Source organism: Mesorhizobium monacense (assembly GCF_056781675.1).
Genome location: NZ_CM165567.1, coordinates 1,940,776 through 1,953,644, shown reverse-complemented (window position 1 = coordinate 1,953,644; position 12,869 = coordinate 1,940,776). Strand labels below are relative to the sequence as shown.

The 12,869-nt window shown below is 63.8% G+C and carries 10 protein-coding genes; 5 read left to right on the top strand and 5 right to left on the bottom strand.

Annotated elements, in window-relative coordinates; all coding sequences use genetic code 11:
- Positions 1–96: 96 nt before the first annotated feature.
- A complete protein-coding gene (locus AC1RUK_RS09135) occupies positions 97–624 on the top strand; it encodes a helix-turn-helix domain-containing protein (RefSeq protein ID WP_481835878.1) in 528 nt (175 codons plus the stop codon).
- 1,341 nt (positions 625–1,965) lie between these two features.
- Here the strand turns inward: AC1RUK_RS09135 and AC1RUK_RS09130 are convergent.
- From AC1RUK_RS09130 to AC1RUK_RS09110, 5 genes are all read right to left on the bottom strand, one after another.
- Positions 1,966–2,130 carry a hypothetical protein gene (locus AC1RUK_RS09130; RefSeq protein WP_404281932.1) on the bottom strand — a complete coding sequence of 55 codons (165 nt, stop codon included), beginning with the start codon at positions 2,128–2,130 and terminating at the stop codon, positions 1,966–1,968.
- Positions 2,131–3,165: 1,035 nt separating this feature from the next.
- The gene (locus AC1RUK_RS09125) at positions 3,166–3,297 is read right to left on the bottom strand and encodes a hypothetical protein (protein WP_481835879.1); all 132 of its coding nucleotides are present in this window, start codon (positions 3,295–3,297) and stop codon (positions 3,166–3,168) included.
- A 1,512-nt stretch (positions 3,298–4,809) separates the two neighbouring features.
- A complete protein-coding gene (locus AC1RUK_RS09120; protein WP_481835880.1) occupies positions 4,810–5,055 on the bottom strand; it encodes a hypothetical protein in 246 nt (81 codons plus the stop codon).
- Between the two features lie 196 nt (positions 5,056–5,251).
- The gene (locus AC1RUK_RS09115; protein WP_481835881.1) at positions 5,252–6,499 is read right to left on the bottom strand and encodes an ATP-binding protein; all 1,248 of its coding nucleotides are present in this window, start codon (positions 6,497–6,499) and stop codon (positions 5,252–5,254) included.
- Entirely contained in the window at positions 6,496–7,221 is a 726-nt protein-coding gene (locus tag AC1RUK_RS09110) for a response regulator (RefSeq protein ID WP_481835882.1), read from the bottom strand. The genes AC1RUK_RS09115 and AC1RUK_RS09110 overlap by 4 nt, the downstream gene beginning before the upstream one ends.
- Positions 7,222–7,434: 213 nt before the next feature.
- On the opposite strand from AC1RUK_RS09110, the gene AC1RUK_RS09105 reads away from it, so the two are divergent.
- The 4 genes from AC1RUK_RS09105 to AC1RUK_RS09090 all read left to right on the top strand — a co-directional run bounded on the left by AC1RUK_RS09105 (position 7,435) and on the right by AC1RUK_RS09090 (position 12,720).
- Complete coding sequence (locus tag AC1RUK_RS09105) at positions 7,435–8,133, top strand: hypothetical protein (protein ID WP_481835883.1); 699 nt, start codon at positions 7,435–7,437, stop codon at positions 8,131–8,133.
- A gap of 111 nt (positions 8,134–8,244) precedes the next feature.
- Complete coding sequence (locus tag AC1RUK_RS09100) at positions 8,245–8,469, top strand: hypothetical protein (protein ID WP_481840223.1); 225 nt, start codon at positions 8,245–8,247, stop codon at positions 8,467–8,469.
- Positions 8,450–9,607, top strand: coding sequence for an efflux RND transporter periplasmic adaptor subunit (locus AC1RUK_RS09095; protein ID WP_481835885.1), 1,158 nt, complete (start codon positions 8,450–8,452; stop codon positions 9,605–9,607). Before AC1RUK_RS09100 ends, AC1RUK_RS09095 begins: the two co-directional genes overlap by 20 nt.
- Entirely contained in the window at positions 9,604–12,720 is a 3,117-nt protein-coding gene (locus tag AC1RUK_RS09090; protein ID WP_481835886.1) for an efflux RND transporter permease subunit, read from the top strand. The genes AC1RUK_RS09095 and AC1RUK_RS09090 overlap by 4 nt, the downstream gene beginning before the upstream one ends.
- Positions 12,721–12,869 lie beyond the last annotated feature (149 nt).

The following is a 12,869-nucleotide window of genomic DNA, read 5'->3' as shown; positions in this document are numbered from 1 at the left end:
TTTGGCTCTAGGTAGTTTCCCGTAGGGACATAACCGAATTTCGTAGCCTGCGGATTCGGGCGATTGCTGTGGCACGGATTAACCGGGGAAACAGCCATGCACGCCTACACGACCTCCCGAATCGCAGCACAGTCACGGACGCCTCAGCCGCACCCGTCGGAGGTATTCCATCCCACGCTGCTGCAGCCGCTCAGCTTCTTCCACCTGGCCGGAGAGACATTCGGCTTCGAAGCCGGCACGACGCATCATTTCTTCGCCGAAGCGATCAGCGCCACCGGCGTCCGCGTATTCCGTCTTGCTGCCGGGGCTGACATGTCTGGTCAACTGCTGCCGTTGGCGCTCAAAGGCCTGACAAGGGCACAGGAACACCTCCTGGTCCTCGGTCGCCAGAACGCCATCGAGCGCGTCGCGGCGTTCCTGGTCGATATGGCAGAGCGCCAAGGGGGGCTGCGTCAGGTAGAGCTGCCCATGTCGCGAATGGATATCGGCGACTATCTCGGCCTCACCATCGAGACCGTGTCGCGCGTTTTCACCAAGCTCAAGGAAAGAGGCGTCATTCGCCTGCTCAACCTGCGCTGCGTCGAAATCGTCGAACACAAGGCCCTTCAAAATATGAGCGAGTGAACCACTTGTTCTGGCTCCGTCACCGTGCAGGAAACCTGGCAGCTAGGCGTGGAGGCACATAAGGCGACCGCAAGCCCCTACCCAGCAGCCTTCGCACCCTGCCCTACGCTGGTTTGGCGTTCTGCTCGGCGCTCATGACTTCGATCCACACGGCATCGGATTCTTCTCCAATTCGGTTTCGTGTGAGGCCTGGTGCTTCCGCAAGAACCGGAATTCTGATATCAGAGTTTTTATGTCAAAGCAAGAAACCGTGGTATCAAAGAAACGGCGCGGTCCGGCCCCAACTGGTAAGGGTGTTCCGATTATGGTCCGCCTTCAACCGGACATGCTCGCGGGCGTCGATCAATTCGTTGCCGAGCACAGCGTTTCGCGACCTGAAGCCGTGCGAATGATCATTCGCGACTGGTTGATCAGACACCAGGTATTGAAGGCTGAGTGACAGCGGGCAACTTTCCCCGCGGCGGCGCTGGGGTAGGCTCAAGAAGGCTTAGGTTCAGGTGGCGACGTATTCGGGTCGGGGCAATCAAGGGTTGCCCCTTGTTCACACGGCGACGGCCGATCGCCAACGCCGCCATAACGTTCCACGAGTTTTGCAAATCCGTAGGCGAGGGCGAAAAGAAGCGCCAGGACAACCACTATTCGGGGGGCCATGGGGGATTGTAGCAGGATCCCGCATAGGATGCCGCAATCCCTCCGCGATCTGTTGCCGAAATCGTCGTGCGGCGTTCGCAACCACAACAGCAACCCGTTCGTGCAGCCGAACAGCAACGCCAACGATCCTTTCAACTGATCGGCGCCCTCGGTTGAGAGGCTCGCCGGGCGCCGCCAGGCGCTTCCCGTGGTGCGACGCCGGCCGCGATTGATCGCTCACCTAAGCAGCCACCAAACGATGGCCGCACACAGCAAAAGGACGAGCGTGGCCCACGCGATCAATATACCTCTTCGCGTTCGCCACCTTGGCGGCTCAGCCGGCACAAGCCTGAACTGCTGGGCATGCTCCGTAGCGATTGTCAGTAGCGCTGCAGCTGTTTCGCGTGGCGTCCACCCCTGCGCTTCCGAGGCGGTCACCAGGGCTGCAAATGCGACTTCCAAGGCTACTTCACAGTTGACGTCCCGATCTGGGCTACCCTTTGGCAATATGGGTGGTTCGACGGCTTGGGACATGCAGACAAAGCGGCTCGCGGATAAAAGGTTCCCAGAGACCAAGCGTGGTGAACCCGGTTTTCACGTTTCGTACCTATATTAGCATCCTCTTGCCATGCCCGCGACGATCCTCACGGTCAGCTCAAAGGTCCGGGAATGTAGTCCGCTTCACGCGCTTCGTTACGTCGTGCCGGATGGTCAGGACTTCTTATCGCCGTTTGGATTTGGCGCCGGTGCCTCTCGTACATCGCGCGGTGGCGGGTCGACATGCTCAGGCTCTGGCGACGCTTCCTTGTCGGGACGGACAGGTGTCTTTTTCTTCGGGTCGGGCTTCGGTGGCGGATCTTTGATTTTGTTTTGCATGTCCAGTTTCCTCCAATTCTGAAACCGGATCGCCGCACTTCCGTTCCCGTCGGTGCCCTTCATCTGGTTTGCGATACAGGTCGCGACGCTAGTCCAGGGGCGGGAATGGGCTCGGTGACCTTCGTCGGCGTCTACATCGCCGCCATCACCGCTCTAATGTTCGTCGGCGCCGTCTGGCTACAAGCAGCGCGACATGGACGGCTTTCGCGATCACGCCATACGTCCTGACGGCCCATGTGCTAGCTTACCCAGGCCGCGGACTTGATTGCCCGCCTGGCCGGCGCCTTTCACCCCAAAGCCCCCCGCCCAATGGGCGCCGGCCATCTTCCATGAGCGATCCGCGTCGGTTTCTCGGCTAGCCGCGGCTCTTTCGGATGGATGAAATGAGATCGTCGACACGGTCTGCCGGATCGGCTGGGGGCCTTCCCCTGCTGCCACGCGATCGACCCTCCAGCCTTTTGTCGTAGATGCGCCTCAGCTGGTCGCAGGCCACCTTGGCGCGCTGCCAGGTCCTACCGACAAGGAGGTGCTCCCTCCAAGTACCCGACGGTTCGGGGCGATAGCGGAATCTCGCTTTGTGATCTTCCATGGTCCGCAACGGCAACGACACACCGTGGGTTCGACCTAACATAGCAACGTGGTTAACACTGCACTGGGTGTCAGGCCTTTCGCCGACATACCACAACCCAGTTCCGCACCACTATCGCGATCATGGTGCTGGCGCTGCCGGCGAGACAGTAGCTCGTCTCCTATATGAAACCTTTCTAATGCTGGCCGGTTAACCCGGAGCCGGAGAGAGTGTTCATGCCAAGACGAGATCACGCAACTCGGCCGCCTAGGAAGCCCCGCACGCGCCCGCTAAAAGGCGAGGAGGCGGAAGTGAGCCACGTTGTCGAAATGCATGACGTCTCGCCGAACCAGGCAAGAGAGCTTGTGCGTCGACACGGCAACGATTGGCGAAAGATCGATGAGGCCGCCAAATCCTATAAAGACGAAAAGTGAGTTGACCCTGCCGCGAAGCGCAGCAAGGCCTGATCAGCCAGCCGAGCGACCATCAGATGGTTGATTTGCAGTGAAGATGGTCACCCCCGAAACGACGATTTGAGCGGTCATCTCGGTGAGCTTCTCGCGCCTCACGAGCGAGGGTTTCTCGTAGGCCTTTTTCATTTGCTGGTGCCGAAATCCGCTAGCTGACGTGTCGGGCCGAGACACTGAACGCTGCAGCTTCAGTTGCGTTCCATTGCAGGGCGGCTTCGTCTCCCCGAAAAAGCCCGCCGGCCGAAGCCAGCGGGAGGGTCTGAGGTAGCCAGAGTGTGGTATCTGGCAAATTGCAAACGGTCCGCCCTGGCTTTTGTTGCAGGGTTGCTAAAATAGCCCATAGAGCAGAAAACCCCGCCGCTCCATTTGCGAAGCGGCGGGGCCCCACTCACCCCTGATCGCCGAGCCCCAAGACTCGGCGATGCTAACGCTGCAATTCTGGTGCCAGCGGCAAATGACCCATTGTGGGGCAGGGCCGGCGCCTTCCAGTCCCAGAGCCGCGCCAACTTCCGGCTGGCCCCCATCCTGCGTGGCTGAGGCGTCCCGCACGCAACTACCGAAGGGTTACCACTTGCGCGAAGTCTTTTCCTCAAAGATGGCGGAACAATCGATCTCATCATGAAACGGAGCATCAGGATCGAGCACTATCCAAGACGCATGAGATCGAAGCTCCCTCAGACGCGCGTTCTTTTCGAGCCGGGCGTGGCGTTCCGCCTCTGTGTGGAATGTAAGAGTAGGCTTTTCACGAAGAGAGCTCATCATCATGCACAGCCCCACCTAATGCCATCGCCTATTGAACGCTAACGCTCTGAATTTCGTTCCCTTTCGCTGCAAGGCAAGCTTCCTTGGCGTTGGATCGATTGCAGCTCAGACCGGGTTAAAGGTCGCAAGGGAGCCCGCCAGCGCGCGATCTTGCCCTGACAGCTGTCGCACCCGAGCAAGCGTGGCACGGTTCTTGCTTCAACAGCTTTAGACACGCCGGGCGCGAAGACCTTGTTCCACATCGATACCGGCGTGTGAGGTTGGGACAATGATGTCGCGTAAGCTTCTGTTCGCCCTTCCCGCAGTGTTCTTGGCCACCGCCGTAGGGGTAGCCCTCTGGTCGTCCGTCACCTCATGGGAATTTCTGACTGCGACCCAATCCGGTTCGGTCTTTTGTTCGAGCGGTCCACCACCCGAGACCGTATCGACGTCGGCGTCGCGGACTTTGCCACCATGTCCGCCGGGCGTCACAAGGTCATAGGGAGCGCATCGATGGCCGCGAGACTGTGGATTGCCCAGACAAAAACCGGAAATGAACAGCCTCCTGCAGCGGCGTATTGCAGAGATTGGGTGACGGAACATTGGGCTTTGATCACTCGCTTGGCATCGGCCATTCGCGAATTCGTTGCACCGCGCTACCGGCCGGAGCTCCACTATATGCGCGGCCCCGGTCCGGCCTGCGCGCGCCGCGCGGGCGCGCGCTGAAGGCCGTTCTTCATCCTCCAGTCGGTGCCGTCATTGGCCAACGCCACGTCTTGAGCGGTTCATCGTTTCACGGAAACGCAGAACCGCTCTATTTCTCTGTTTTGACGCAATTCCGGACGGAAAACCGTTTCACACTTTTCCTGGAATTGCTTGGTCAGCGGCGGTCCTACCAGCCTACTCCGCTGGCGCTTCTTCGGGCGGCGGCGTCAAGACTGTGATGTCCATTCTGGCGATCGTCGATGCCGCGCGACCTTGCGCACCAGGATCCGTGTCGCCGGTTTCGGCAACCATCGCCTTGGCGCGATGTCCGACGCTGTCGGCGCTGTTGCCCGGCGCAAATCCTTCACCTGTTTCCGGCTTTCCCGCCTTCAGTTGATTTTCCGATATATGCCGATGTTGACTTGCAATCGCGGAAACCATTGAGACCTCCTCTGGTGACGGTTCAATGATAACCGTGCTGGCTGTTGCGAGACTGACCTTGCAAAGAGCCCGCCAAGGCGAACGGCGGATGGCACGGCGACAACTCGCCGTCGGTTACCACCAGCCAGTCGGGGTGTCGGCTGGCCATTTCAGTTTGCTCTCGAGCACTTCCTGAACGGCGCAAAGCCTGACCGCCCTAGGAAACAGCGGCAAAGACCACCTTCTGGGAAAGGCCGCCACCCGTCCGGTTCTCCAGCGTGATGGTGCCGCCGTAGCGCTCGATGATTTCCTTGGCGATGGCGAGACCGAGGCCGGCGCCGGGAACGGACTGGCGGCGGCCGGGATCGACGCGAAAGAACGGCTCGAACGCCTTGGCGAGCAACTCCGGCGGGATGCCGGGGCCGCTGTCGGCAATCGTCAGCACGGCCTGATCGCCGGTGGCGGCCAGCGAAACGCTGCAGCCCTTGCCGTGCGTGGCGGCGTTGACGATCAAATTGCGCAAGGCGCGGCGAAGGCCGAGCGAACCTGCCCTGACCGAGACCTTTTCCAAATGATCGGTCGATACCGCATGTCCGAGCGACCGCACTTCGGCGGCAATTTCGCGGACCAGCTTTGCCAGGTCGACCGGCTCGACCGCATCCTGGTTGACCTCCTCGCGCACCAGCCGGATGGCGCTGTCGGCGATGCGGTCGAGCTCGTCGAGGTCGTGAAGCCATTTGTCGCGGTCGTCGTCGAGGAATTCGGCCCGCAGCCGCATCCGCGTCATCGGTGTTCTGAGATCATGCCCGGCGGCGGCGACCAGGCGCATGCGGCTCTCCATCGCCGTCTTCAGCCTGGCGGAGAGCTGGTTTAGCGCATGCGCCGTTGCCCTGACCTCGGCCGACCCTTCCTCAGGCACCGTCGCCAGCACACCGTCCGAGCCGATCTTGCTGACGGCGGTCTCCAGCATCTCCAGCGGCCGCACCAGCACGGCGGTGAAATAGACCGACACCGCGGTGGCGCCGAGCACGATCAGCGTGATCCAGCCCGAGAGCACGAACCAGGCATCTCGCGGCGGCCCGAAATCGGGGGCGTCGACGATCATCCATCGGTTCTCGGGCAAGGCGACGGAGGCGACCATGCCGGGCCCGCCTATGTTGCGGGTTACAACCGCGGACGCATTGACGCCGATCTCTTGCAGGATGTGGTTGAGCACATGCGTGTGCCTTTGGTCTTCGACGCCATCGGCGGGATGATCACTCACATTGACCGGCGCGTCGCCGGCGCCCGGCACGTGGCCCGGGACCAGTTGCACCATCAACTGGATCTGTCGGGCGACCGGACCCATGCTCAACTCGGGGGACGGCCCGCCAAGCACTTTGATGGCGACGATCGTTGCAAGGCCGACGACGCCGACGATCGAAACGACCAAGAGGATGATCAGGCGTCGGCGCAGCGACTTCATGCCTCGGCCTCCGCAGTCTCGACGCGCGCGGTGAGCTGGTAGCCGCCATTGCGCACGGTCTTGAACAGAGGTCCTTCGCCCGTATCGCCGAACTTGCGGCGCAGCCGGCTCATCAGCACGTCGACGGAACGGTCGAGCGGATCGCGCTCGCGGCCTTGCGTCAGGTCGAGAAGCTGGTCGCGCGACAGCAACCGGCCGGGACGGTCGAGGAAGACCTGCAGCAGGTCGAACTCGGCACCGGTAAGATCGACAAGCCTGCCTTCGGCATCCGTCACCTTGCGCGTATCCGGTTCCAGCCGGTAGCCGGCGAACTGGTAGACGCGCACACGCGGCGGGGCGGCCTCTTCCGGCGCCGAGCGCCGCAGCACGGCGCGGATACGGGCGGTGAGCTCGCGCGGATTGAACGGCTTGCCGAGATAGTCGTCGGCGCCAAGCTCCAGCCCGATGATGCGGTCGACGTCTTCCTTCAGCGCCGTCAGCAGGATCACCGGAATATGCGGTTTTCGGTCGCGCAAGGCGCGGCAGATATCGAGCCCCGAGCCGTCGGGCAGCATGACATCAAGCACGATCAGGTCGAACTGGCCTGTGCCGAGCTTCTGCTCGCATTCGCGCCGGTCGGCCGCCTCTGAGACGCGAAAGCCCTGCCCGTCGAGATAGCGCCCGAGAAGCGTCCTGATCTCGCGGTCGTCGTCGACGACAAGGATATGGGATTGTGCCTGCATTCTTTGCCCGGTTGCCTGTTCGCTTTTGATTATAGGGAGAGCCGCAGGCGAACGGCATGGAAAATTGCAACCGAATGTTTCCGGCAGGCGAACAGAAACATTCGGAAACAAATCTCCCTTTTGTGGAAACCTTCGGCAACGCGCCGAAGCAAAGCGGCAAAAGACGCCTCCTATCCTCCAGCCATCCGAAGCATGTGGGAAAGGAAAAACATCATGCGAAGCAGACTTTTTGCCCTCGGCCTCTTCTCTGTCGCGGCCATTCATCCGGCGCTGGCGCAGCAGGCCGACCCTGGCGCCCCCTCCAGCGACGAACCGCCAATGGTGGCCATGCAGGACAGCCCGGACCAGCCCCCGATGCCCCGACCCGGTGCGCACGGGCCGATGCGGCACGGGCCGGAAGGTTTTGGCCCGCAGCGCTTCGGCGCGCAGCGCATGGGACCGCCGCCGGAATTCATGCTGGCAGCTAGGCTTTCAGCGCTCGAAACCAAGGTTGGCATTCGGACCGAGCAACTCGACGCCTGGCGCGACTACACCAGCGCGCTGCAGGAGACGCTGACCCCACCGCGGCCCGATCATGGCCCGGGCGGCTCCGGTGGACGCGGCCCCGACGCCGGCAAGCCCGGCCCCGATGGCAGCGCGGCCCAGGCACCGCGCGATCCCTTCGCCCGTCAGGAAAGGCTCGCCGACGACATCACGAAGCGCGCGGTCGCAGCCGGCAAGCTGAAGGATGCGATCACAGCACTCCGCACCAGGCTGACGCCCGAACAGCTCGAAATCCACGCTTCGGCGGAACGGCCGCACGGACCACCCCCCGGTCCTTGGGGCGGCCCGCCGGACGACGCAGCCGGCCCCGGAGGTCTCCCTGGCCATGGCAGACAGCTGCCGCCGCCCCGCGATGGCGAGCAACTCTGACCGGCTGCGCCGGCCGGCCCGTTGACCCACCCGTTCTCGGGCCGGCCGGTCTCTTTCTCCCAAAATGGCGGCCGGTTCGCCCGGCCGCCATCGAACCACGAAAGCACGACAATGTGGGAAGCGCTGATGATGCTGCGGCTGATCGCGTCGATGGGTCCGCCGTCCCTGCCGATCGGTCCGGTCCTGCCGACCAGTCATGGCACCCGCGTCACGCCACCGGCCCTGCTTGCGGACACGCTGAAGGGCGCGATCCGGCTGAGCTTCGCCGCCTACCGCCTGTCGCTTCCGATTTCCACACGTTTGAGCACTAAAGATCATGACCAGAAAATTGCGTAAGAGCCATCTTCTCCTCGTAGCGGTTTTGGTCGCGGCCGGCGTTGTCGCGGTGCTCAACGCCTATGGCCGCGGCACGGCCGAACCCACCGCGCAAGCGGCCGCGCCGGTTCAGGCTGCCACGCTGACCGTCTCCACCGAGACGGTCCGTTCCGACGCCATCACGTCCTCCGTCAGCGCCACCGGCACGGTCGCTGCCTGGCAGGAAGCAACGATCGGTGCAGAAGAGAGCGGGTTGCGCCTGACCGAAATCCTGGTGGCCGAGGGCGACCGCGTGAAGACGGGCGATGTCGTCGCGCGCCTTGACGCCTCGCTGCTCAAGGCCCAGCTCGCCGAGCAGAAGGCCGCGGTCGCGCAAGCCCAAGCGACGCTGACCTCGGCGATCTCCTCCGCTGCGCGCGCCGAAAAGTTGCTGGCCAGCAACGCCGTCAGCGCCGAGACGGCGGAAGAGAAAGCAACCGCCGTCAAGACCGGCCAGGCGCAGGTCGAACAGGCCGAGGCCGCCGCAGAGAGATTGCAAGCCGAACTCGACCGGACGACCATCCGTGCCCCCTTCGACGGCATCATCTCCAGCAAGCCTGCCGTCGCCGGCTCGATCGTTCAGGCCGGCACCGAACTGATGAAGATCATCCGCGACGGCAGGCTGGAGGTCGGCGTCCTCGTCCCAGAGAAGGACCTGGCGGCGATCTCGGCTGGCCAGACCGCTAGCGTCACCGACGCCTCCGGCCGCAGCTTTGCCGGCAGCGTTTCCTCGATTGCTCAGACGGTCAATTCGACCACGCGGCTCGCCACCGTCTATGTCGGCCTCGGCGAAGGGTCGGGCCTCAAGCCCGGCATGTTCGCACGCGTGTCGATAGCGACCGCTGCTTCGCAACAGCTCAGCGTCGCCGAAGCAGCCCTTGTCTGGCGTGACGGCAAGCCGGCGGTCTTCGTCGTCGATGGTGCTGGCAAGGTCAGCGCGCGCGCCGTCGCAACCGGCGCACGCCAGAGCGGCCGGGTCGCGATCGAAAGCGGCCTGTCGGAAGGCGATCGTGTCGTCGTCGCCGGCGCTGGATTCCTCAGCGACGGCAATCTGGTTCGCGTCGCCTCCGCCGAGGCCAACGCCGGCGCTGCCGCGCCTTCGACGGAGAGCGCACAATGAACGCCATTTCCTCCTGGTCGATCCGCAACCCGGTTCCGACCATCGTGCTGTTCCTGTCGCTGACGATTGCCGGCCTCTACGGCTTCATGCAGCTGCGCACCAACAACATGCCCGACATCGACCTGCCGACGGTCACCGTGACGGTGGCGCAGCCGGGTGCCGCGCCGAGCGAGATGGAGGTGCAGGTCGCGCGCGTGGTCGAGAATGCCGTGGCGACGCTCGAAGGTGTCGACGACGTCTCGACCTCGATCAGCGAGGGTTCTTCCGTCACCACGGTCGAGTTCACCCTCGGCACCGATCCCGAGACCGCCACCAACGACGTCCGCAACGCCGTATCCGAAGTGCAGTCCAGCCTGCCGGCCGCGGCCCAGACACCGGTGGTGGCCAAGGTCAACGCGACTGGCAATTCGGTGCTGACCTATGTGGTTGAGGCGCCGTCCATGTCGCCCGATGCGTTGAGCTGGTACATCGACAACGACGTCGCCAAGGCCTTGCTCGGCGCAGACGGCGTCTCCAAGATCACCCGTTCCGGCGGCGTCGACCGGGTCATCCGCGTCGAACTCGATCCCGACCGCCTGGCGGCGCTCGGCATCAGCGCTGGCGATGTCAGCCAGACGCTCGCCTCCAACAACGTCAACCAGCCGGGCGGCCGCACCGCAATCGGCGGCCAGGAACAGTCCGTGCGCACGCTGGCCAGCGCCACGAGCGTCGAGGCGCTGGCCGACACCCGCATCGCGCTTTCAGGCGCCGGCGATGTCAAGCTCTCCGATCTCGGCACCGTGGTGGACAGCTGGGAAAAGCCGCGCCAGGCCGCCTATCTCGACGGCAGGCAGGTCGTTGCCTTCAACGTCTATAGGTCGGTCGGATCGAGCGAGATCGATGTCGTCAAGGCCGCGCGCGCCACAATCGCCGAAATGGGCGCCAAGACCACCACTGCGAAATTCACCGAGGTCACCTCCTCATCCGGCTTCGTGCAGGAAAGCTACGATGCAGCGCTCGAAGCGCTGTGGATGGGCGCCCTGCTCGCGGTCGGCGTCGTCTGGCTGTTCCTGCGTGACATCAGAGCGACGCTGGTGTCGGCTGTCGCCATGCCGCTGTCGCTGATCCCGACCTTCGCCGTAATGGCAGCCTTCGACATCTCGCTCAGCAACATCACTCTGCTTGCCCTGTCGCTGGTGGTCGGCATCCTTGTCGACGACGCCATCGTCGAGATCGAGAACATCGTGCGCCATATGCGCCAGACCGGCGCCAGCGCCTACCAGGCGGCGATTGAGGCGGCCGACGAGATCGGGCTTGCCGTGGTGGCGACCACCGCGACCATCGTCGCCGTGTTCCTGCCGGTGGCCTTCATGCCCGGCATTCCCGGAAAGTTCTTCCTGAGCTTCGCCATCGCCGTCTGCGTCTCGGTGCTGTTCTCGCTGCTGGTGGCGCGTATGCTCACGCCGCTGATGGGCGCCTATCTGGTGCGTGCCGGCGGCCACAGCGAGGAGGATACGCCAGCCTGGGTGCCGACCTATCTCTGGCTGCTGCGCAAGGCGCTGAACCACCGCTGGATCACGCTGTTCGCCGGCATTGCCTTCTTCGCCGGCTCGATGGCGCTGGCGACGAAACTGCCGACCGAATTCATGGCAGCGGCCGATCGCGGCCGCTCGATGATCTCCGTCGAACTGCAGCCGGGCTCGACGATCGAACAGACGACGGCCGTGGTGCAAAGCATCACCAAGCGCCTCAAGGACGAGCCGGCGGTCGACAGCATCTTTGCCACCATCGGCACGGCGGCCACCTCGGGCGGCGGGCCGAACCAGGGCTCGAGCTCGGCGGAAGTGCGCACCGCCACCGTCACCGTCAATCTCAAGCCGCGCACTGAGCGCACAGCCAGCCAGCAGGAATTCGAGGCCGAAGCCTCGCCCAAGCTCAACGACATTGCGGGCGCCCGCATCCAGTTCGGCGCCGACGGCTTTTCCGGTGCCAAAGTGTCGATCACTCTGGTCGGCGACGATGGCACAGCACTTGAGAAGGCGAGCGATGCGCTGGTCGATCAGATGAAGTCGGTTTCTGGCCTGATCAACCCGACCTCGACCGCCGCCACGACCAAACCGGAACTCATCGTGCGTCCCGACAGCGCCAAGGCGGCTGAACTTGGCATCACGCCGACCGAGATCGCCGCGACGGTCAAGATCGCCACCATTGGCGATACCGACACCAGCCTGGCGAAATTCAATCTCGGCGACCGCCAGGTGTCGATCGTCGTCACCCTGCCGGACGGCGCCATCGACGATCCGGCGAAGCTCGCAGTGCTGCCGCTGACCGGCAGCAAGGGCACTGTGCCGCTGGGCGCCGTCGCCGACATCGGCTTCAACGCCGGCCCGAACAGCATCACGCGGGTCGACCGCAGCCGCAGCGCGACCATCGAGGCGGATCTTTCCGGCTTGACCCTCGGCCAGGCGACCACGGCCATCCGCGCCTTGCCGGTCATGCAGGACCTGCCGGCCGGCGTGCACGAACTGGCGCGCGGCGACGCCGCCCGCATGCAGGAGCTGTTCTCGGGCTTCGCCACCGCCATCGCCGCCGGCATCCTGCTGATGTACCTGACGCTTGTTCTTCTGTTCCGCAGCTTCGTGCAGCCGGTGACCATCCTGGTCGCGCTGCCGCTGTCCGTCGGCGGCGCGCTCGGTTTCCTGTTGATCACCGGCAAGGCGCTTGGCATGTCACCACTGATCGGCCTGCTGATGCTGATGGGCATTGCAGCCAAGAACTCGATCCTGCTTGTCGAATACGCGCTGCTCGCCGAGAAGGAGCGCGGCCTCAGCCGCTTCGAGGCGTTGCTTGACGCCGCCCGCAAGCGCGCCCGGCCGATCGTCATGACCTCGATCGCCATGGGCGCCGGCATGCTGCCGATCGCGCTCGGCATCGGCGCCGACGCCGAGACACGCGCGCCGATGGCCATCGCCGTGGTTGGTGGCCTGCTGTCCTCGACCGTCCTCAGCCTCGTCTACGTGCCGGTGGTCTACACCTTCATGGACGACATCCAGCGCTTCCTCGCCCGCCATCTCGGCAAGCTGCTGGTCGAACGATCCGCCGCCAAAGGGCAAGCGGCAGACGCCTCAAGCTGACTGAACAATCAAGGCAGCCTGCCCAATCATGGCTTCGTTGTCGCCCGACAGCGGCCTCACGAATGCCCCGGCCGTATCGACGGATACCGGGCCGGGGGCCATGACCAATGCTAGTTGAGGGTAAGATATGACGCGTAAGGACTCCAATA

Bases quoted from the DNA above. Each gene is read 5' to 3' on its own strand.
- AC1RUK_RS09135 (WP_481835878.1), top strand. From the start codon at position 97: ATGCACGCCTACACGACCTCCCGAATCGCAGCACAGTCACGGACGCCT.
- AC1RUK_RS09130 (WP_404281932.1), bottom strand. From the start codon at position 2,130: ATGCAAAACAAAATCAAAGATCCGCCACCGAAGCCCGACCCGAAGAAA.
- AC1RUK_RS09125 (WP_481835879.1), bottom strand. From the start codon at position 3,297: ATGAAAAAGGCCTACGAGAAACCCTCGCTCGTGAGGCGCGAGAAGCTC.
- AC1RUK_RS09120 (WP_481835880.1), bottom strand. From the start codon at position 5,055: ATGGTTTCCGCGATTGCAAGTCAACATCGGCATATATCGGAAAATCAA.
- AC1RUK_RS09115 (WP_481835881.1), bottom strand. From the start codon at position 6,499: ATGAAGTCGCTGCGCCGACGCCTGATCATCCTCTTGGTCGTTTCGATC.
- AC1RUK_RS09110 (WP_481835882.1), bottom strand. From the start codon at position 7,221: ATGCAGGCACAATCCCATATCCTTGTCGTCGACGACGACCGCGAGATC.
- AC1RUK_RS09105 (WP_481835883.1), top strand. From the start codon at position 7,435: ATGCGAAGCAGACTTTTTGCCCTCGGCCTCTTCTCTGTCGCGGCCATT.
- AC1RUK_RS09100 (WP_481840223.1), top strand. From the start codon at position 8,245: ATGTGGGAAGCGCTGATGATGCTGCGGCTGATCGCGTCGATGGGTCCG.
- AC1RUK_RS09095 (WP_481835885.1), top strand. From the start codon at position 8,450: ATGACCAGAAAATTGCGTAAGAGCCATCTTCTCCTCGTAGCGGTTTTG.
- AC1RUK_RS09090 (WP_481835886.1), top strand. From the start codon at position 9,604: ATGAACGCCATTTCCTCCTGGTCGATCCGCAACCCGGTTCCGACCATC.